The organism is Streptomyces sp. NPDC102514, from assembly GCF_055584525.1.
This window is the reverse complement of sequence record NZ_JBVJLW010000031.1, coordinates 40,501-58,944: the sequence shown is the minus strand read 5'-3', so window position 1 is coordinate 58,944 and position 18,444 is coordinate 40,501. Positions and strand designations below refer to the sequence as shown.

20 protein-coding genes and 1 pseudogene are annotated in these 18,444 nt (G+C 70.5%); 9 read left to right on the top strand and 12 right to left on the bottom strand.

Annotation, left to right across the window (positions count from 1 at the left end; all coding sequences use genetic code 11):
• Positions 1-143: 143 nt before the first annotated feature.
• The 3 genes from ACZ60E_RS43230 to ACZ60E_RS43220 are packed head-to-tail and all read right to left on the bottom strand — an operon-like array spanning position 144 to position 2,639.
• The gene (locus tag ACZ60E_RS43230) at positions 144-1,382 is read right to left on the bottom strand and encodes a hypothetical protein (RefSeq protein ID WP_469447810.1); all 1,239 of its coding nucleotides are present in this window, start codon (positions 1,380-1,382) and stop codon (positions 144-146) included.
• A 7-nt stretch (positions 1,383-1,389) separates the two neighbouring features.
• Positions 1,390-1,644: a MoaD/ThiS family protein gene (locus ACZ60E_RS43225; RefSeq protein ID WP_210881217.1), complete on the bottom strand. Its 255-nt coding sequence runs from the start codon at positions 1,642-1,644 to the stop codon at positions 1,390-1,392.
• 56 nt (positions 1,645-1,700) lie between these two features.
• Positions 1,701-2,639, bottom strand: coding sequence for an alpha/beta hydrolase (locus ACZ60E_RS43220; RefSeq protein ID WP_469447808.1), 939 nt, complete (start codon positions 2,637-2,639; stop codon positions 1,701-1,703).
• A gap of 198 nt (positions 2,640-2,837) precedes the next feature.
• Here ACZ60E_RS43220 and ACZ60E_RS43215 point away from each other — a divergent pair, with 198 nt between their 5' ends.
• Together ACZ60E_RS43215 and ACZ60E_RS43210 are read left to right on the top strand one after the other, a co-directional pair.
• On the top strand, positions 2,838-3,668 hold the full coding sequence (locus tag ACZ60E_RS43215) for a winged helix-turn-helix transcriptional regulator (protein ID WP_384813561.1): 831 nt from the start codon (positions 2,838-2,840) through the stop codon (positions 3,666-3,668).
• Positions 3,669-3,691: 23 nt separating this feature from the next.
• Positions 3,692-4,714, top strand: a complete 1,023-nt coding sequence (locus tag ACZ60E_RS43210; RefSeq protein WP_469447806.1) for a LacI family DNA-binding transcriptional regulator — start codon at positions 3,692-3,694, stop codon at positions 4,712-4,714.
• A gap of 216 nt (positions 4,715-4,930) precedes the next feature.
• Here the strand turns inward: ACZ60E_RS43210 and ACZ60E_RS43205 are convergent, their stop codons facing one another.
• The gene (locus ACZ60E_RS43205) at positions 4,931-6,691 is read right to left on the bottom strand and encodes a trypsin-like serine protease (RefSeq protein ID WP_469447804.1); all 1,761 of its coding nucleotides are present in this window, start codon (positions 6,689-6,691) and stop codon (positions 4,931-4,933) included.
• 272 nt (positions 6,692-6,963) lie between these two features.
• Here ACZ60E_RS43205 and ACZ60E_RS43200 point away from each other — a divergent pair, with 272 nt between their 5' ends.
• The 4 genes from ACZ60E_RS43200 (at position 6,964) to ACZ60E_RS43185 (ending at position 10,726) form a co-directional block, all read left to right on the top strand.
• Positions 6,964-8,166, top strand: a complete 1,203-nt coding sequence (locus ACZ60E_RS43200) for a S1C family serine protease (protein WP_384813567.1) — start codon at positions 6,964-6,966, stop codon at positions 8,164-8,166.
• A 46-nt stretch (positions 8,167-8,212) separates the two neighbouring features.
• Complete coding sequence (locus ACZ60E_RS43195; RefSeq protein ID WP_469447802.1) at positions 8,213-8,422, top strand: hypothetical protein; 210 nt, start codon at positions 8,213-8,215, stop codon at positions 8,420-8,422.
• 118 nt (positions 8,423-8,540) lie between these two features.
• Positions 8,541-9,272: a response regulator transcription factor gene (locus ACZ60E_RS43190; RefSeq protein WP_384813573.1), complete on the top strand. Its 732-nt coding sequence runs from the start codon at positions 8,541-8,543 to the stop codon at positions 9,270-9,272.
• Positions 9,269-10,726 (top strand): sensor histidine kinase, encoded by a 1,458-nt coding sequence (locus ACZ60E_RS43185; RefSeq protein WP_469447800.1) that lies wholly within the window; start codon positions 9,269-9,271, stop codon positions 10,724-10,726. The genes ACZ60E_RS43190 and ACZ60E_RS43185 overlap by 4 nt, the downstream gene beginning before the upstream one ends.
• 31 nt (positions 10,727-10,757) lie before the next feature.
• On the opposite strand, the gene ACZ60E_RS43180 is transcribed toward ACZ60E_RS43185, so the two are convergent.
• The 6 genes from ACZ60E_RS43180 to ACZ60E_RS43155 form a co-directional block, all read right to left on the bottom strand.
• Positions 10,758-11,891 (bottom strand): CU044_5270 family protein, encoded by a 1,134-nt coding sequence (locus ACZ60E_RS43180; protein WP_469447799.1) that lies wholly within the window; start codon positions 11,889-11,891, stop codon positions 10,758-10,760.
• Positions 11,888-12,565 carry an RNA polymerase sigma factor gene (locus tag ACZ60E_RS43175; RefSeq protein WP_469447816.1) on the bottom strand — a complete coding sequence of 226 codons (678 nt, stop codon included), beginning with the start codon at positions 12,563-12,565 and terminating at the stop codon, positions 11,888-11,890. Before ACZ60E_RS43175 ends, ACZ60E_RS43180 begins: the two co-directional genes overlap by 4 nt.
• 84 nt (positions 12,566-12,649) lie before the next feature.
• Positions 12,650-12,973 carry a hypothetical protein gene (locus ACZ60E_RS43170; protein WP_469447797.1) on the bottom strand — a complete coding sequence of 108 codons (324 nt, stop codon included), beginning with the start codon at positions 12,971-12,973 and terminating at the stop codon, positions 12,650-12,652.
• Positions 12,970-13,317, bottom strand: coding sequence for a DUF6247 family protein (locus ACZ60E_RS43165; protein WP_469447796.1), 348 nt, complete (start codon positions 13,315-13,317; stop codon positions 12,970-12,972). The genes ACZ60E_RS43170 and ACZ60E_RS43165 overlap by 4 nt, the downstream gene beginning before the upstream one ends.
• Positions 13,318-13,499: 182 nt before the next feature.
• Positions 13,500-13,706, bottom strand: a complete 207-nt coding sequence (locus tag ACZ60E_RS43160; protein ID WP_469447794.1) for a DUF397 domain-containing protein — start codon at positions 13,704-13,706, stop codon at positions 13,500-13,502.
• 5 nt (positions 13,707-13,711) lie between these two features.
• Entirely contained in the window at positions 13,712-14,536 is an 825-nt protein-coding gene (locus ACZ60E_RS43155) for a helix-turn-helix domain-containing protein (RefSeq protein WP_469447791.1), read from the bottom strand.
• Positions 14,537-14,670: 134 nt separating this feature from the next.
• Between ACZ60E_RS43155 and ACZ60E_RS43150 the strand changes: the two genes are divergently transcribed.
• From ACZ60E_RS43150 to ACZ60E_RS43140, 3 genes and pseudogenes are all read left to right on the top strand, one after another.
• Positions 14,671-14,796, top strand: a complete 126-nt coding sequence (locus ACZ60E_RS43150) for a hypothetical protein (RefSeq protein ID WP_469447789.1) — start codon at positions 14,671-14,673, stop codon at positions 14,794-14,796.
• Complete coding sequence (locus ACZ60E_RS43145) at positions 14,793-15,068, top strand: hypothetical protein (protein ID WP_385837080.1); 276 nt, start codon at positions 14,793-14,795, stop codon at positions 15,066-15,068. Before ACZ60E_RS43150 ends, ACZ60E_RS43145 begins: the two co-directional genes overlap by 4 nt.
• Positions 15,069-15,288: 220 nt before the next feature.
• Positions 15,289-16,272: pseudogene (locus ACZ60E_RS43140) on the top strand (pectinesterase family protein); the annotation flags it as partial.
• Between the two features lie 15 nt (positions 16,273-16,287).
• Here ACZ60E_RS43140 and ACZ60E_RS43135 read toward each other — a convergent pair.
• On the bottom strand, positions 16,288-18,066 hold the full coding sequence (locus tag ACZ60E_RS43135) for an ABC transporter ATP-binding protein (RefSeq protein ID WP_469447786.1): 1,779 nt from the start codon (positions 18,064-18,066) through the stop codon (positions 16,288-16,290).
• A 120-nt stretch (positions 18,067-18,186) separates the two neighbouring features.
• Positions 18,187-18,321, bottom strand: coding sequence for a hypothetical protein (locus ACZ60E_RS43130; RefSeq protein ID WP_282108143.1), 135 nt, complete (start codon positions 18,319-18,321; stop codon positions 18,187-18,189).
• Between the last annotated feature and the right edge of the window lie 123 nt (positions 18,322-18,444).

Sequence of the window (18,444 nt, the reverse complement as noted above, 5' to 3'; positions counted from 1 at the left end):
CTTGATCGCGCTCCGCGCTCGTCCTCAAACGCCGGACGGGCTGAAGAGCTTTCAGCCCGTCCGGCGTTTGAGGACCGGGGGTTCGGGGGCAGCGCCCCCGAGTCAGTGACGGGAAGGGTAGGGGCGGCGGGGGCGAGGAAAGGTCAGATCAGGGCTCGGCCCAGTAGGTACACCGCCGGGGCCGCCGCGGCCAGCGGAAGTGCGACGCCTGCTGTGAAGTGCACGAACTTCGACGGGTAGTCGTAGCTGGCGACCCGGTGTCCGACCAGCGCGCAGACCCCCGCCCCGGCTCCGAGCAGCGCACCGCCCGCCCCCAGATCCGTCAGCCCGCCCAGGGCGACCCCCGCCCCCGCCGCCGCGAGCAACGCGACCACCACGGACGCCGCCGTCGGCAACGGCAGGGCCCGCGCCAGCACCGCCGCCGCGACCGCCACCCCGCCCACGACCACCGCGTCCGGCTCCGCCGCCAGATATCCGGTCGCGATGATCGCCAGCGCCGCCGAGACGACCGTGGCCATCAGACCGAGCATCCGCTCGTCGGCTCCGGCGTGGCTGCGCAGCTGGAGGACCAGGGTCAGCAGGACCCAGACGCCGAGCGTGCCGAGAATCGCGGCGGGCGCGTTCTCGCGCCCGGCCACGAGCAGGGCCACGTCGGCCGTGAGCGCACCCGCGAAGGCGAGCGCGATGCCCTGCCGCGCGGGCCACATCCCGTTGAGCCGGAACCAGCCCGCCGCGGTCACCGCCTGAAGGATCACCAGCGGTACGACCAGCGCGTACTGCCCGACCGCCGCCGCGCCGGCGAGCAGCAGTCCGAGGACCCCCGTCAGCACGGCCGGCTGTCCGCCGGGTTCGATGATCGGCGAACGTCCCTCGGCACGGGCGCGCTGGGCGTCGGTGACCCGGGTGTTGCCGGTGACGGTCGCAGGACCGTAGCCGGCCCCGCCGTCGGCCGACGCGGGCACGGGGGCGGGCACAGGGTTCCCGGCGCCCGGAGCCTGCTGACTCGGCATGGGCTGCCCGACGACCCCGTACTGAGCCCCGGCCCCGTACTGCTGCTGCGCCCCGTACGACGCCTCCGCCGGACCCTGCTGCGGGAGGTACGCCGTGTCCGCGGCCGGAGCGGCGGGCGCGACCGGCCGCAGCGGGGGCTGGACCTGGGTCTCCCAGGTCTGGCCCTCCCACTGCTGGGTGTACTGCTGCTGCACGGCGGCCTCGTCGTACTGCTGCTGACCGGGCCACCCGGCCTGCGGCGCCTGCTGGGCCTGATGCGCCTGCTGCTGATACGGGTCGTATCCCTCGTAGGGAACCTGACCCTGGCCATGGCCCTGGCCTTGTCCTTGGTACGGGCCCTCGTAGGGCCCCTCGTACGGCTGATCGCTCATCGTCCCGTCACCCTCCTGCGAACGGCGGGAGCACCTCGACCGTGCCGCCCTCGGCCAGCCGTACCGTCTCATGTCCGCGGGTACCCACGGGATCGCCGTCGATGAGGAACGAGCATCGCAGCAGGACGCGGGCGAGTTCGCCGGAGTGTCGCTCGCGTGCCGCGTCGAGCGCCTGCGCGAGGGTCTCCGCCTCGTACGGCTCCTCGGCGACGCCTGCCGCGGCCTTGGCGGCGGCCCAGTAACGCACTGTGCCCTGTGCCATCTGGTTCCTCGATCTTCGGTCAGCGGTGAAAGAAAACGGGTGACGACCCCGCCAGGCTAGCCCGCGTGCGCGGCGGCCCATTCCCCGATGCGGGACAGGAGTTCGTCGTCCGCCGCGTTCTCCGCGTGCCCCATGCCGCGCTCCAGCCACAGGTCCGCGTGGCCGCCGGACGCGGCGGCCAGCATCCGCGGATGGTCCACGGGGAAGTAGCCGTCCTGGTCGCCGTGGACGATCAGGAGAGGGGTGGGGGCGATGAGGGGAACCGATTCCACCGGGGAGGACGGGACCGGATCCCATTCGCGGTGATGGATGCGGGTTCGCAGGCCGTAGCGGCCGACCGCGCGGCCCACCGGCCGCGTTACCAGCCAGTGCAGGCGCCGCATAGGGGCCGTACCCCGGTAGTACCAGCGAGCGGGTGCGCTGACCGAAACCACCGCGTCCGAATGCGCTCCCGTGCGCCCCTCGTGCTCCTGATCGCTCTTCGGGTGCAGCGCCGCGTGCCGGAGCACCACCGAGCCGCCCATGGAGAATCCGACGGTGACCACCCGGGTGTGACCGAGTTCTCTCGCCCACTCCACCGCCGCCGCCAGATCGAGCACCTCACGGTCGCCGACCGTGGAACGTCCGCCGGAGGCGCCGTGCCCGCGGAAGGAGAAGGTGACCACGGCCGCGTACTGCGCGAACGCCGTCGCCGCCCGCCGGACGTGCGGACGTTCCAGATCGCCCGTGAACCCGTGCGCCACCACGATGACCAGGCCGGTTCCGGGCCCACCTGCGTCGGAACCACCGGATGGAGCAGATGTGCCGGACGTGTCCGATGTGTTCTGTCCGGGCTCGTACGCTGCGTCGATCGTCACCCCGTCGGCGGTGCGCAGAAACTTTCTCAGCACCCCTCGCGAAGATCCTTCCGAAGCACTTTCCGTACATCCACCCGCCGTCTCAGGTTCTGGACGAATGAAAGATCGCGTCACATGACCTGCCGGACCTTGGCTCATGTGGGCTATTCTCCTTGGCAGAGGACTCGGGCAGAGAAGCCCCCGGGTCCTTTTGCGCTTTCTGGAGCGTTGTATACGAACGCTGTATACGACGTTGAGCAGTGCCGAAAACGTCCTCGCAGGGACCGAGGAGGAACCAGACGTTATGGGCGAGCGAACCGTGCGTGACCGTAGGACGACCCAGGCAGGTGGGGTGCGATGAGTTCTCTGCTGCTCCTTACCAATGCCCTTCAGCCGTCGACGGAGGTGCTTCCCGCCCTCGGCCTCCTGCTGCACAATGTGCGCGTGGCCCCGGCGGAGGGGCCCGCACTCGTCGACACCCCAGGTGCCGATGTCATTCTCATCGACGGCCGCCGTGACCTCCCGCAGGTCCGCAGCCTCTGTCAGCTGCTGCGCTCCACCGGGCCCGGCTGTCCACTCGTCCTCGTCGTGACGGAGGGCGGCCTCGCGGCCGTCACCGCCGACTGGGGCATCGACGACGTGCTGCTCGACACAGCGGGTCCGGCGGAGGTCGAGGCGCGGCTGCGGCTGGCCATGGGCCGCCAGCAGATCGTCAACGACGACTCCCCCATGGAGATCCGCAACGGCGACCTCTCCGTGGACGAGGCCACCTACAGCGCCAAGCTCAAGGGCCGGGTCCTCGACCTGACCTTCAAGGAGTTCGAGCTCCTCAAGTACCTCGCCCAGCACCCCGGCCGCGTCTTCACCCGCGCCCAGCTGCTGCAGGAGGTCTGGGGCTACGACTACTTCGGCGGTACGCGGACGGTCGACGTGCACGTACGACGGCTGCGCGCGAAGCTCGGCCCCGAGCACGAGTCGCTGATCGGAACCGTCCGGAACGTCGGTTATCGATTCGTTACTCCGGAGAAGGTGGACCGGGCGGCGGACGAGGCGAAGGCCAAGGCCGCACAGCCAAAGCCGGAGGATGCGGACGAGACGGCGCACCTCGACGCGGCCGGTGCCCCGAAGGCCCCGGCAGCCGCCCCGGCGAAGGTGCAGGAAGAAGCCGTACGACCTGCCCAGCGGTAGGTCCATCCGCGTAGACTCCGCGCGTGGCCAAGGTGACTCGGGATGATGTGGCACGACTGGCGGGTACCTCCACCGCCGTCGTCAGCTATGTCATCAACAACGGACCCCGGCCGGTTGCCCCGGCCACGCGCGAGCGTGTACTCGCCGCGATCAAAGAGCTGGGGTACCGGCCCGACCGGGTCGCCCAGGCCATGGCGTCGCGGCGAACGGACCTCATAGGCCTGATCGTGCCGGACGCGCGCCAGCCCTTCTTCGGGGAGATGGCGCACGCGGTCGAACAGGCCGCGTCCGAGCGCGGGAAAATGGTACTCGTCGGCAACTCCGACTACGTCGGCGAGCGCGAGGTCCACTATCTGCGGGCCTTTCTCGGTATGCGGGTCTCGGGGCTCATCCTCGTCAGCCACGCGCTGAACGATCTGGCCGCCGCCGAGATCGAGGCGTGGGACGCTCGGGTGGTGCTGCTGCACGAGCGGCCCGAGGCGATCGACGACGTCGCGGTCGTCACGGACGACGTGGGTGGCGCGCATCTCGCCACACAGCACCTCCTTGAGCACGGGTACGCGTACGTGGCCTGTCTCGGCGGTGTCGCGGAGACCCCCACGGTCGGTGACCCGGTCTCCGACCACGTCGAGGGGTGGCGGCGGGCGATGCACGAGGCGGGGCGCTCGACCGAGGGTCGCCTCTTCGAGGCGCTCTACAACCGGTACGACGCGTACAAGGTGGGGCTTGAGCTGCTGGCCGGGCCTGATCGGCCGCCGGCCATCTTCTGTTCCACGGACGACCAGGCGATCGGGTTGTTGCGGGCGGCTCGTGAGCTGCGGATCGATGTGCCGGGGGAGTTGGCTGTCGCGGGGTTCGACGACATCAAGGAAGCGGCGTTGACTGATCCGCCGCTCACCACTATCGCGAGCGATCGGTCCGCGATGGCTCGCGCTGCCGTTGATCTTGTGCTTGATGACGGGCTTCGGGTTGCCGGGGCTCGGCGGGAGCGGTTGAAGTTGTTCCCGTCTTCTCTGGTCGTGCGGCGGTCGTGCGGCTGCGGGTAGCTCCGCTGGGTGGGTCGTTCTTCGGGTGCGGGTGCGTCGTGGCTGGTCGCGCAGTTCCCCGCGCCCCTAAAAGATTGCGCCGTTCCCCGTGCCCCCAAAGACAAAAGATTGCGCCGTTCCCCGCGCCCCTAGAAGCAGAGGACTGCGCCGTTCCCGCGCTCCTGAAAGCAGGCGGCCCCCGCCGGGTGGCGAGGGCCGGCCCGTGTGGGTGGTGGTCTAGAACAGCAGGTTGTACTGGTTGAAGCCTGTGCCCAGGCTTGTGCGGGTGGCGAAGAGGTCCGACGAGGCCTTGTTCGTGCCCTTGTAGAGCCAGAGCTTGCCCGTCGAGTCACGGGTGATGACGTCGGCGATGCCGTCGCCGCTCACGTCGCCGCTGGAGACGTACGACGTGAAGTTCCAGCCGGTACGGGCCTTGATGCGGGCCGACCAGGGGGTCTTCTCCTTGCCCGTGCCGCGGTAGAGCCACAGCGTGCCGTCCGTGGAGCGGACGAGCAGGTCGGGCTTGCCGTCGCCGGAGAGGTCGCCGTGGCCGAGGACCTTGACGTTCTTCCAGGCGCCGCTGACGACCTTGACCTTGCCGTAGAACTGGCCGTTGCCGCGCCCCGGGTAGAGGTAGACCGAGCCGTCGGCGTCCACCGCGACCAGGTCCGGGCGGGCGTCGCCCGTCATGTCACCGGGGATCGCGTACGACGTGTAGCCGCCCCAGACCGAACTGATCTGCATCCAGGCCCAGTCACCGACGGAGTGGTCCATGTAGCTGCGGTACAGCTTGCCGTCGGTCTTGTCGCGGATGATCAGGTCCTGGTAGAAGTCCCGGTCCAGGTCCGCCTGCAGGCCCCAGCCGGCGCTCTGCCAGTTGGCACCCTGGTAGGCGCGCTGCGCGAGCCCGGTGCCCGTGCTGTTCTGCTGGAAGAGACCGCCGGACGGCGTGCGCGCGAGCAGGTCGGCGCGGCCGTCGTACGACAGGTCCGCGTCGTCGATGCGCGGCTGGGCCGCCCAGATGTACGAGCTGACCTTGGTGAAGACCGGGTAGGCACCCTTGGCGGTGCAGCCCGCGACACCCCAGGAGACGATGCCGGCGATCTTGCCGCCGACGACCAGCGGGCCGCCGGAGTCACCGTTGCAGGGGCTGTTCGTGCCCTCATCGGCGCCGCTCGCGGGAGTGCCCGCGCAGGCCATCGAGCCGGCGATGAAGTAGTCCCCGTCGAGGACGGACGCCATCGCGCTCTTGCAGGTCGCGTCGGCGACGAGCGGCAGGTTCGCCTTCTTCAGCTTCGTCGAGAGGGTGGCGTCGTCGGCGCCGGAGGTCAGACCCCAGCCGTAGACGGTGCCGGTGGTGCCGCTCTTGTAGAGCGCGCTGTCGTCGGACGCGGCCAGCCGCAGGGTCGGCCGGTCCAGCAGCGGGGTGTCCAGGGTGAGGACCGCGATGTCGTTCTGGGTGGTGTCGGCGTTGTAGCGGGGGTGCGTCCACTGGCGGAAGACGCCGGTGGCGGTGCCGTTCGTGTAGTCGTCGAGGTCGGTCGTGCCGGCCAGGACCGCGCCGTTGCCCACCCAGTCCAGACCCGCGACGCAGTGGGCCGCGGTGAGGACCTTGTTCGGGGCGACGAGCGTGCCGCCGCAGAAGTAGCCGTCGCCGGTGGCCGGGTCGTAATAGCCGAGCTGGACCATCCACGGGGCACTGGCGATGGTGGTCTCGCCGCCGCCGATGATGAACGGGGACTTCGCGGGCGAGGCGTCGTCCGGGGTCTCGCCGGTCGCCTTCGCGGCGTCGACGATCCGGTCGCGCAGTTCCTTCGTGGAGGCGGCCGGCTTCGCGGGCTGCGCCAGGCTCGTGTCGGGCAGTCCCCCGGTGGGGCCGTCCGCGGCGGTGGCCGGCTGGGCCGCGAGAACGCCGGCGCAACTCAGCGCCAGCGCGAGGGCGGCCGCCGGGAACGCCGTGGCCTGGCGTCTCCAGCGGCTGCGCAGAGCAGGTATCACTCAGGGCTCCTGAGATGGTGGAGTGTGGACGCCCATGGCGGTGGTGTGTCCTGAACCCGCCAAGCCTGCGGCTCGCAAACCCCTCTGCACACGCACTTCACAGCAGGCCGACAAGTGTTCGTCCGCCGCTTCCTTCACATCACTGTGCGGCAACCCGCCGTTTCCCCGGTATCACTGGGCTCCGGCGTCTTTATATCGGGCATACGAGGTTCTGTCGGGCTTCTCAGGGAGCACTCAGGGAGCTCTCATGGTCGGGCGACAGAGTCTTACTCATGACCGAGAGCTTCCGCCGCAGCGGCGAGTACCCCCAGGGCGACCAGCAGCAGTCCGCGTACTCAGGACAGCCGTACGAGCAGTCGCACGAGCAGCCGTACGCCTCCTCCTCCCCCTCCTCCTCACACCCCGCCTCCTCCCCCGTGAACCCGGAGTGGCCGCCCCCGCCGGCGTACCAGCCGGCCGCGGCCGGAGGCGCACCCGGAGCGGGAGGTGCACCCGGAGCCGGAGGTGCGCAGGGCGACGCCCCCACCGCCCTCCTCACGGAGCCGGTGTCCGCGGCGCCCGCCGCGCCCCGCAAGCGCGCCAAGGGCCCGCTGGCCCTGCTCGCCGCCGTGGCGATAGCCGCCGCGGCCGTGGGCGGCGGTACCGCGTACGCCTTCCAGGAGCTGACCGGCAACGACACCGCGGCCGGCAGCGCGAGCAGCACCAGCGTCGTGGCCACGAGCAAGAAGGGCACGGTCGCCGGGGTCGCCGAGGCGGTCAGCCCGAGCATCGTCGAGATCAGCGCGACCTCGAACGCGGGCTCCTCCACCGGTTCCGGCGTGGTCATCACGACCGGCGGCGAGATCATCACCAACAACCACGTGATCTCGGGTGCCTCCCAGATCAAGGTGCAGTTGAGCAACGGCAAGTCGTACACCGCGAGCGTCGTCGGCACCGACAGCAAGAAGGACCTCGCGCTGATCAAGCTGGAGAACGCGCCGTCGGGTCTCACCCCCGCGACGCTCGGTGACTCCGACGCCGTCAAGGTCGGTGACGAGGTCGTGGCGATCGGCTCCCCCGAGGGCCTGACCGGCACCGTCACCAGCGGCATCGTCTCCGCGCTCGACCGGGACGTCACCGTCTCCACGGACGAGAGCCAGGGCCAGCAGCAGCAACAGCAGGGCGGCGGAAACGGCAGCGGCAGCGAGCAGTGGCCGTTCGAGTTCGGCGGCCAGGAGTTCAACGGCGACACCGGTTCGTCCACGACGACGTACAAGGCCCTGCAGACCGACGCGTCCCTCAACCCGGGCAACTCCGGCGGCGCGCTCATCGACATGAACGGCAACATCATCGGCATCAACTCCGCGATGTACTCGGCCGCCACGGACTCCTCGTCCTCCTCGACCGCCGGCAGCGTCGGCCTCGGCTTCGCCATCCCGGTCAACACCGTCAAGGCCGACCTGGCCTCACTGCGGTCCGGCGGCTCCGACAGCTGAGCCACGCCCCCTCCCGACCGACCCGCCCCAGACCCCGGAGGTCGTCATGCAGAGCAAGCAGGCCACGCGGATCAAGACCGTGCCCCACACCCTCACCGGCGGCGACCCGTCCGGACTCGCCCTGGCCCTCGCGGTGGCCCACGAACTGCACGCGCCGGCGCCCCGCGCACCCGAGATGGCCACCGCGCGGGCCCCGCGCGCCGCCGCCCGCCGCAGCGGCGCCGCGGCCCGCGCCCGCCGTACCGTACGAGGCTGATCCCGGCCGCTGGGGCATGTCGGGCTCAGCGCCCGGCGGCTCTACGAGAACAGCCCCGAAACGTGCGAGGCTGAAAGCGCCCCGACCACGTCCCACCGCACCCGAGGAACTGACCGCGATGAGCCCCGCCGAAGGCGACCGTGAACCCCAGCGCATCCTGATCGTCGACGACGAGCCGGCCGTGCGCGAAGCACTCCAGCGCAGTCTCGCCTTCGAGGGGTACGGCACGGAGGTGGCCGTCGACGGCGCGGACGCGCTGGAGAAGTCCATCGCCTACCAGCCGGACCTGGTCGTCCTCGACATCCAGATGCCGCGCATGGACGGCCTGACCGCCGCCCGCCGGATGCGCGGCGCGGGCACGACGACGCCGATCCTCATGCTCACCGCCCGCGACACGGTCGGCGACCGGGTCACCGGACTCGACGCGGGCGCCGACGACTACCTGGTGAAGCCGTTCGAACTGGACGAGCTGTTCGCGCGGGTACGGGCCTTGCTGCGGCGCAGTTCGTACGCCGCCGCCGCGGTCGGCGCCCCGGCGGACGACGCGCTCACCTTCGGTGACCTGCGCATGGATCTCGCGACCCGTGAGGTCACGCGGGCCGGGCGGCCCGTCGAGCTGACCCGCACGGAGTTCACCCTGCTGGAGATGTTCCTGGCCCATCCGCGCCAGGTCCTCACGCGGGAGCAGATCCTGAAGGCGGTCTGGGGCTTCGACTTCGAGCCGTCGTCCAACTCGCTGGACGTGTACGTGATGTACCTCCGCCGCAAGACGGAAGCGGGCGGCGAGCCGCGTCTTGTGCACACGGTGCGGGGTGTGGGGTATGTCCTGCGGTCGGGCGGGGCGGAGTGAGCAGGGTCCTCCGCCGGTTCACCGCGCTGCCGATCCGCTCGCGCCTGGCGCTGCTCGTCGCGGCCGCGGTGGCGTTCGCGGTGGCGGCGGTGTCGGTGACGGCGTGGTTCATCGTGCAGGGGAAGCTGTACGACGAGGTGGACAGCGACCTGCGCGGCGTCAACAGCCCGGTCGAGATCGGCACCATCAACTCGGTGCTGGGCGACTGCGACTCCTCCCCCTCCCGCCAGAACACCTTCGGCCCGCCGTCCGACTACTACCTCCAGCTGGTCAAGGCGGACGGCACGCCGTGCGCCCTGGACAGGTCGGCGGGCGTGGTGCGGGTCACCGACGACGACACGAAGGTGGCCGAGAACCCCACCTCCGACACCGCGGTGTACCGCAACGGCACCGACAGCGAGGGGAAGCCCGTCCGCGTGCTGACCGTGCCCGTGGTCGTCGCCGGTCCCGGACGGTCGCTGGTCGACAACACCGCGCTGGTCATCGCGTATCCGCTGGAGAGCACCAAGTCCACCCTCGACGAACTGGCTCTGCTGCTCCTCGTCGTCTCCGGCATCGGTGTGGTCGGTGCCGGCGTCGCCGGACTCGGCGTGGCCCGCGCCGGCCTGCGCCCCGTCGACAAGCTCACCGAGGCGGTCGAGCACGTGGCCCGTACGGAGGACCTCTCCGTCCGCATCCCCGTCGAGGACGAGAGCGAGGACGAGATCGCCCGCCTCTCCCGGTCCTTCAACTCGATGACCGCCTCCCTCGCCAACTCCCGTGAGTTGCAGCAGCAGCTCATCGCCGATGCCGGGCACGAGCTGCGCACCCCGCTCACCTCCCTCCGTACGAACATCGAGCTGCTCACCCGCAGCGAGGAGACGGGCCGGCCCATCCCCCCGGCGGACCGCAAGGCGCTGCTCGCCTCGGTGAAGGCGCAGATGACCGAACTGGCCGCGCTCATCGGCGACCTGCAGACGCTGTCGCGGTCGGACGCGGGTACGCCGGCCGACCGTGTGCAGGTGGTCGCGCTGCAGGACACCGTGGAGTCGGCCCTGCGCAGGGCCCGGCTGCGCGGCCCGGAGCTGACGATCACGGCGGACGTGCACCCGTGGTTCGTCCGGGCGGAGCCCACCGCGCTGGAGCGGGCCATCGTCAACATCCTCGACAACGCGGTGAAGTTCAGCCCCGAGGGCGGCGCGATCGACGTCACACTCAGGGGCGGCGAACTGACCGTACGGGACCACGGTCCGGGTGTGCCCGCCGACGAACTCCCGCACGTCTTCGACCGCTTCTGGCGTTCCCCGAGCGCCCGCGCGCTCCCCGGCTCGGGCCTCGGCCTGTCGATCGTGGCGCGTACGGTCCAGCAGTCGGGCGGGGACGTGGCGTTGAGCCCGGCCCCGGGCGGCGGCACGATCGCGACGATCCGCCTGCCCGGGGCGCCGACTCCGCCGCCCGCGCTGGACGGGGACTGACCGGGGACCGACCGGGACCGACCGGGCGGCCTCAGCCCTCCCGTGCCGGGGTCGACGGGGTCTGCTTCATACCGTCGACGACGGCGCGGTTCTTGATGGCCATGGTGAAGTTCACCGTGCCGGACTTGATCAGGATGCCCTCTTCCTTGACCGGCTTCACCTGGACATTGCGCGCGCCGAGGTAGACATGGCTCTTCTTGTCGAAGATCCATTCCTCGCGCTGGCCGCTGGTCTCGTCCAGCCGGGCCACCGCCACGCCGTGCCGGCCGACCGCGTCCACCGCGTCGTCGACGACGACCACGCCCGGGATCTTCGCGGCGGTCTCGAAGAGCGCCGCGTAGAGCTCCGGCGGCGGGTAGCTCTCGGAGAGCAGGTCGCCGATGGTGGAGAAGGCCTGCTGGTCGGGGGTGTTCCCCTGCCCCTCGGTCTCCTTGTAGATCTTGGCAAGCAGTGCGTCGGGGTCGGTGGTCAGCCTGGCCAGGTAGTCGTACGACGGGCTGCCCATGTGCGCCTTGGGGGTGTTGCCCTGCTCGTCGGGCAGGGTCAGGGTCTCGCCCTCGGAGCTGTCGTTGACGGCGGGGTCGATGAGCCAGCCCTCGACGCCGTCCGCGGACTCCCACATCTGCCGCTTGTGCAGTTCCTGGCTGACCAGGCTGCTCTTGTCGTCGACGGTCCTCACGTGGGTGTCGGCGAGCACGGACTCGATGTAGATGTACTGGCCGGCCTTCACGGTCGGGTGGTCGCCCTCGGCCGCCGCCAGGGAGATCTGGTCCAGCAGCTGGGGCACGCCCTTCGTGGTCGCGGTACCGAGGTCGGTGGTCAGGGCGGGTCCGGTGGCGACTCCGCTCTCCCGCACGCCGTCACCGCCGCCGAGGGTCACGACCCCGGCGACGATCACCGCGGACAGGCCGAACGCCATCGCGGGCAGCGTGATCGCGGGGCGCGGCAGCCGCAACCGCCGTGTCTTCGCCGGTGCGGCCGGGGCCGCCGTGCGCTCTTCGCGCTGGACCTGCTCGTGGATCTGGGCCATCAGACGCTCCTTGTGGAACTGGTGACGGCCCGACGGCAGGTCGCGCGCCGTACGGGACAGGAGCTGTGCGTCCTGCTCCCACTCGGACCCGGGACCGGACTCGGAAGAGTCCTGCCGGGGCGTGTTCGCGTTCATCGGTTTCCCTCCTGTGCGGGCCGGATCGCTTTTGCGTGATCGCCTCTTGTCTGTCGGGCGGGGCGGCGGCCTTCCCGATTTCCGCGAACTTTCTCGGCCGCGCCGCCGGCAGCGGTACGCGTCAACTCGCTTCCTTTCCGGCCGAGTTGGGCCTCGGCGACCGCCCGCAGCTTCTTACGGGCCCGGGAGAGGCGGGAGGCGACCGTGCCGACGGGGATGCCGAGCGCCTCCGCCGCGGCCTCGTAGTCCAGGCCCTCCCCCAGACAGAGCGTGATGACCTCGCGCTCGGGTCTGCGCAGGGCGACGAGGGCGGTCAGGACGGTGGCGAGCCGCTGCCGGTCGTCGATCCGGCCCGCGACCTCGTCGGCGTGATCGGGCACGGCCGTCTCGGCCGCGGCGGCGGCGCTCGCGGCGCGACGGTAACGCCGGTTGCTGCGGAACTGGTTGCGCGCGGTGTTCGTGGCGATGCCCAGCAGCCAGGGCCGCAGGGAGCCGCCCTCGGGATCGACCCTGTCCCTCAGCCGCCAGGCCTCCATGAAGGTCGACGCCATCACGTCCTCGGCGGTCGACCAGTCCGCGGTCAGCCGGTAGGCGTGGTTGTACACGGCACGGGCGTACGCGTCGAAGAGCTCACCGAAGGCACCCTGATCCCCGGCCCGCACCCGGGTTCGCATATGAGTGGTCACACCCATGAGCTGTACGGCACAGGGGGGCGCCTTCCCGTGAGGTGTGTCACACCGGCCCCCCCGGCCGAAAGTTCACTGCCAGAAGATCTCCAGCACCACGATCTGCGGATCCTCGACGCGTCGCTTGAAGACGTAGACCAGCCAGCCTTTGTGGTTGTCGAAGTACAGAATGCGGGATCCCTTGGGATCGGTGGACTCGACCGGCTCGACGCCGATCGTCTCCGGCAGGCCGGCATCGGCGTCGATCCCTCGGAAGTACGGGTCCTGCGCGGTGACCAGCTCCGCGCGGGCCTCGTCGACCATCTTTCGCACGTGCTCGGGCAATGCGTCACGGCTGGCGAGGGCATCGAGCCGCCAGTCCATCTGCCAGGGCGGCCCCATGAACCCGCCGGTCACTCGCCAGGCTCCAGTTCACGCGTCCTGTAGCGGATCTTCGCCACCTCTTCGAGGAGGTCCTGGGCCTTAGAGAAGTCGTCGGTTTCATCCGCACGGCGGTACAGATCCCGCACGTGGGCATTGAGCGCCGGGTCACGGACGATCGCGTACTCACACCACCAGCGGGCAACAAAAGCAGGCACAGGCCCCAGGTCGTACGTGTCCGCGATCGCCCGCTTCCAGTGCCTGTCGAAGTCGGGGAGAAGGTGGGGAGCGTCCTCGGCGAGCGCCCTGCGCAGCGCTTTCGGGGTCCGCTCGGGCATGGGGGGGATCACCGCATCGGATTCCGCAGCGTGAGCAGCCATGATCGATGTCCTCCTTCGACGCGCCGTGTCCACGACCATAGTCGCGCTCACCGCCCCAGCACGGATGGTGCGCGCACCGGCTCCGCCGAGGGGTCTGTGGTCATGATCTCTGCCATGGCATCACCATGGCCGGACCACACCCCGTCCCGTCCGGGTTTCCCGCCCGCTTCACCCGCCGGGATTCAGCCCCGCCCCTGCTTGACGCCCTGCGTGAACACGGCCCAGGGCTCCGCCCCGAAGACGACCACGGGCCCGTTCGCGACCTTGCTGTCGCGGACGGGGACGAGGCCGGGGTGACCGTCGGCGACCTCGACGCAATTCGTGCCTCCACCGTCGCTGTAGGACGACTTGCGCCATGTAGTGGTGCCGAGGTCGGGGATACGGGTCATGGCCTTCACTCCTCCAGAAGGCGCTTGATGAACGCCCTCGACTCCACCGGCGTCAGCGCCGCGTCTCTCACGCGATCGTAGGACAAGCGGTAGGACAGGACCTTGTCCGGATCGTCGAACGACTGGCCGAACCCGTTGCCTTCCACGTAGGCAACGGGCTCTCCAACGCGCTGCCAGAAGAGCCAGAGGTGACTGTCCATGAGGTCGTGCACCCCAGCCGCATAAGGCAGTACCTGGAGTGCCACCGACGGCAACTCCGCCGCTTCCAGCAGCCGCACCAACTGGTCCGTCCACACCTGCGCGTCAGGAACCCGCCGCCGTAGCGCTCCCTCATCCACGATCACGCGCACGCTCGGGGCCGGTCTGCGGTGCAGCAACTCCTGTCGGCCCATGCGTGCCGCCACCTGTTCCTCGACCTCGTCGCCGTTGCCTACCGTTGTCTGCGCTCCAGGCAACCCGGACAACACCGCGCGGGCGTACTCCTCTGTCTGCAACAACCCAGGCACACGCAGCTGGAACATCCACATGACGCTCGCCGTCGCCTCCAGCTCCATGAACGCCTTGTACTTGTCCTTGATGACGTCCTTGCGTGCGTCCCGCCACAAGCGAACCAGCAGGTCACCGGACCCGTAGTGAGCGTCCAGGTCCTCCATGACCGCCCGCTTCGAGAGCCGCTCCCCGGTCTCCAGGCGGTACAGATAGCTCTTGTCGTACGAGGTCTCCGAGGCCAGTTGCGCCAGCGTCTTACCTGCCTTCTCCCGCAGGAATCGCAGCGTCCGGCCAAGGCCGATGCGACCCGACTCCCCCTCAACGTCAACGCGTTCGTCCACGTCACCCCTCACCGTTGCCTGGGCGCCCAGACAACGGGCGCCCTCTTCCGCAGCGTACGACCACACAGTGACGATGGAGGCACGAACGGTAATCGCCGCTCGTCAAAGCCCCGTCCGTCACGAGGAGTTCCGTCATGAGCCGACTCGGTGCGAAAGCCTGCGAGTTGCTGTTGCGCGTACTGCTGCCCGCGCGGGGCCGCCATCGAGCGGTACCCGCCGTGCACGGCTGCCGGTGCCGACTCGGCACGGCGCAGGCATGACCGCCCCGCTCCGGCTGCTGCCGTGGACGACCCCCGAGGGCAAGCCCTGTTATCTGAGTACGGACAGTACGCAGAGCAGGCTGTCCCGGCTCGCCGACGACGTGGAGGCGGCCCAACTCGGCTCCGGCGAGCAGGTGCTGGCCGGCGCCAGAGCCGTACTCGCCGACCCGAAAGCGGGCGAACGCGCCCTGCGTTTCGCGCTCACCAGGTCGGTCGAGTCCCTGGCGGACGCACTCCGCGTCGCGGCCAGCCGGGGTGCGCGGGTGCCCTGACCACACGAGCCACGGCACCACCGAACCACGGCGACCACGGCGACCACGGCAACCTTTCCCCCGCAGGCGGCGACCAGCAACCGACCGGCTCCCTCCACCCCCACACGAACGGAAGCCGCCCGTGACCGCGAACCGCAGCAAGGCACGCCTCCACAGGCGCAGGACCGCCCTGGCCGTCGGCATCCCGCTGGTCCTGGTCGCCTCCACCGCCAACACGGCGAGTGGCACGACCGCCGTGGACGCCGCGGCCACCACCCTCACCGTCGCCAAGGACGGCAGCGGGATGTACACGACCGTCCAGGCCGCCGTGAACGCCGTGCCCGCGAACAACGCCTCGCGCGTCGTCATCTCCGTCAAGCCGGGCACGTATCGCGAGTTGGTGAAGGTCCCCTCGAACAAGCCGCACGTGACCGTCCAGGGCAGCGGCGGCAGCCGTAAGGACACCGTCATTGTCTACAACAACGCGGCCGGGACCGCGAAGCCCGGCGGCGGCACGTACGGGACCAGCGGCAGCGCCACCGTCGCCGTGGAGGCCGACGACTTCCAGGCCCGTAACCTCACGCTCTCCAACGACTTCGACGAGGGTGCCAACCAAAGCCTCAGCGGACACCAGGCCGTGGCCCTGCGCACCGCCGCCGACCAGGTCTTCCTCGACGGCGTGATCGTCGAGGGCGACCAGGACACCCTGCTGCTCGACACCGCCGCCAAGGAGAAGCTCGGCCGCGTCTACGTCCGCAACTCCTATGTCATCGGGAACGTCGACTTCATCTTCGGCCGCGCGACCGCCGTCATCGACCAGTCCGTGATCACCCTGAAGAAGCGCTGGGACGGCTCCTCGGCCGGGTACATCACCGCTCCCAGCACCGCCGCCGACCGCAAGGGCATCCTCGTCAACCGCTCGGCCGTGAACGGTGACGTGTCCGCCGGGACCTTCTACCTCGGCCGCAACTGGCACGCGGGCGGCGACGCGACCCTCGACCCGCAGACCACCGTCCGCGACTCCACGCTGAGCGCGGCGATCAGGTCGACGCCGTGGGTGGACATGGGCGGCTTCTCCTGGAAGGACGACCGTTTCGCGGAGTACAGGAACACCGGTCCCGGCTCGGGCGCCGCGAGCGGCGACCGCCCGCAGCTGACCGACGCCCAGGCCGGCGGCCAGGAGGTCGCGGACTGGCTGGGCGGCTGGACCCCGACCGCCTCCTGATCCGGGGAGCCCGCTCTACGGGCTCGGCTGGAGCAGCGGCATGGTCGTCTCCGTCGGGAACTCCGTCGGGAGCGGGCCCGCCAGTTGCGCGTACGTGCCCCCGTACGCGAGCAGTTCCTCGTGCGTGCCCTGCTCCACCAGCCGTCCGCCGTCCACGACGAGAATCCGGTCGGCGTCCGGGGCGAGCGTCAGATCGTGGGTGATCATCACGGTCGTCCGGCCGGACACCAGGCGCCGCAGCGGCTGGACGACCCGGCGCGCGGCGAGCGCGTCGAGTCCGGTGGTCGGTTCGTCGAGTACGAGGACGGGGGCGGCCCGGAGCATCGCGCGGGCGATGGCCACCCGCTGGAGCTGCCCGCCGGACAGCGCGGCCGTGCCGGGCGTGATCAGCGTCTCGTACCCGTCGGGCAGGGAGCGGACGAACTCGTGGGCGTCCGCGTCCCGTGCGGCCTGCTCCACGGCCTCGTCCGTCGCGCCCGGTCGGCCGCAGGCGATGTTCTCGCGGATCGTGCCGTGCAGGACCAGGGTCTCCTGGGGCAGCAGGGCCACGTTCTCGCGCAGGAACTCCAGGGTGACGTCCGTGAGCGGGACGCCGTCCAGGCAGATCACCCCCGCGGAGGGGTCGTAGAACCGGGTCAGGAGTTTGGTGAGGGTGGACTTGCCCGCCCCGCTCGGGCCGGTGACCAGCACGAACTCGCCGGGCTGCGCGGTGAACGACACCTCGTGCAGGCTGTCGCGCTCCGCGCCCGGGTAGCGGAAGGAGGTGTGGTGGAAGGAGAGCCGGCCCTGGACGGGCCACCGTCCGACCGGGGCGGCCGGGTCGGTGACGGCGGGCTCGGTGTCCAGGATCTCCTGGAGCCGCTGCGCTCCGGCGGTCGCGGCGGTCAGGGTCAGGCCGAGCTGGCCGAGGTCGCGGACCGGCGGGTAGAGGTAGCCGAGGAACGCGGCGAAGGCGAGCAGTTGGCCCAGGGACATGCGGCCCTGGGCGATCTCCCAGGCGCCGAGCCCGATCACCGTGAGCACGCAGAGCGTCTCGACGACCTCGACGAACTGCTCGTACATCTCGCTCGCGCGGGCCCCGCGCACGCTGGCCCGCAGCCAGGCGCGCGCCTCGCGGTCGAGCCGCTGCTCCTCCGCGCCGCGCCGGTTGTACGCCTGCGTGAGCACGATGGTGCCGAGGGACTCCTCGACGACCGAGGTGATCGCGCCGTCGGCGGTCCGCTCGTCCTTGGCGGCTTTCTGGATGCGGCCGGCGAAGCGGCGGGCCGCGAGGAGGAAGAGGGGCGCGAGGAGGAAGGTGACCAGGGCGAGGTCCCAGCGGAGCCAGAGCGCGGCGGCGGAGTAGAAGACCGCCGAGAAGGCGGCCGAGACCGCTCCGACCGCGCCCGAGACCACCATCTGCTCGATGGCCTCGACGTCACCCGTGAGCCGTTCCACGAGGTCGCCGCGGCGGTACCGCTGGAAGAAGTGCGGGGGCAGGTCCTGGACATGGCGGAAGACGCCCGCGCGCAGCCGCAGGACGAATCTCTCGGCCGTGCGGATCGCGAGGGAGTTGCCGAGATAGCCGACGACCGCGCCGAGCACGGCCACTGCCAGCCAGGCACCGGCCGGGCCCCAGAAGGCGCTGAGCGAACCGGCCTGCAGCGCGTGGTCGGTGAGTTCCGCGAAGAGCAGGATCGACGCCGTCTCCGCCAGCGCGGACACGATCACGCAGGCGATGATCAGCAGCAGCCATCGGCGGTCGCCGCGCGTCAGCGGCCAGAAACGCGCGAATGCCTCCCGTACTTCCCGCATGGCGTTCAATTCCCTTTCCGTGCCCGTGTCCTGCCGTTTTATATCCCATTCCCCGGGTGCGGGAAATGGCCGAGGCGGGGTCCCCGGATCGAATCCGGGGACCCCGCCTCGTGGCGTCGCCTACTTGTTGCCGACCGGGCGGCGGCGCTGCTGCTGCTTGGCGGCACGCTTCGGCGCGGGCTTCGCGGCCTGCTTCTTGGCGGCCGGGGCGGACTTGCGGGACTTGCGGACCGGGGTGACCTTGTGGAAGCTCATGGGATTTCCTCTTTCCTTGGATTCTCTTTGCCGTAAGCCCTGTTCGGCTTCGACATGGAAAACACTACGGGAGCGCCGAGAAGGAAATCGCCATATCCGCTGAGACCTCGATGAATTGCGGCT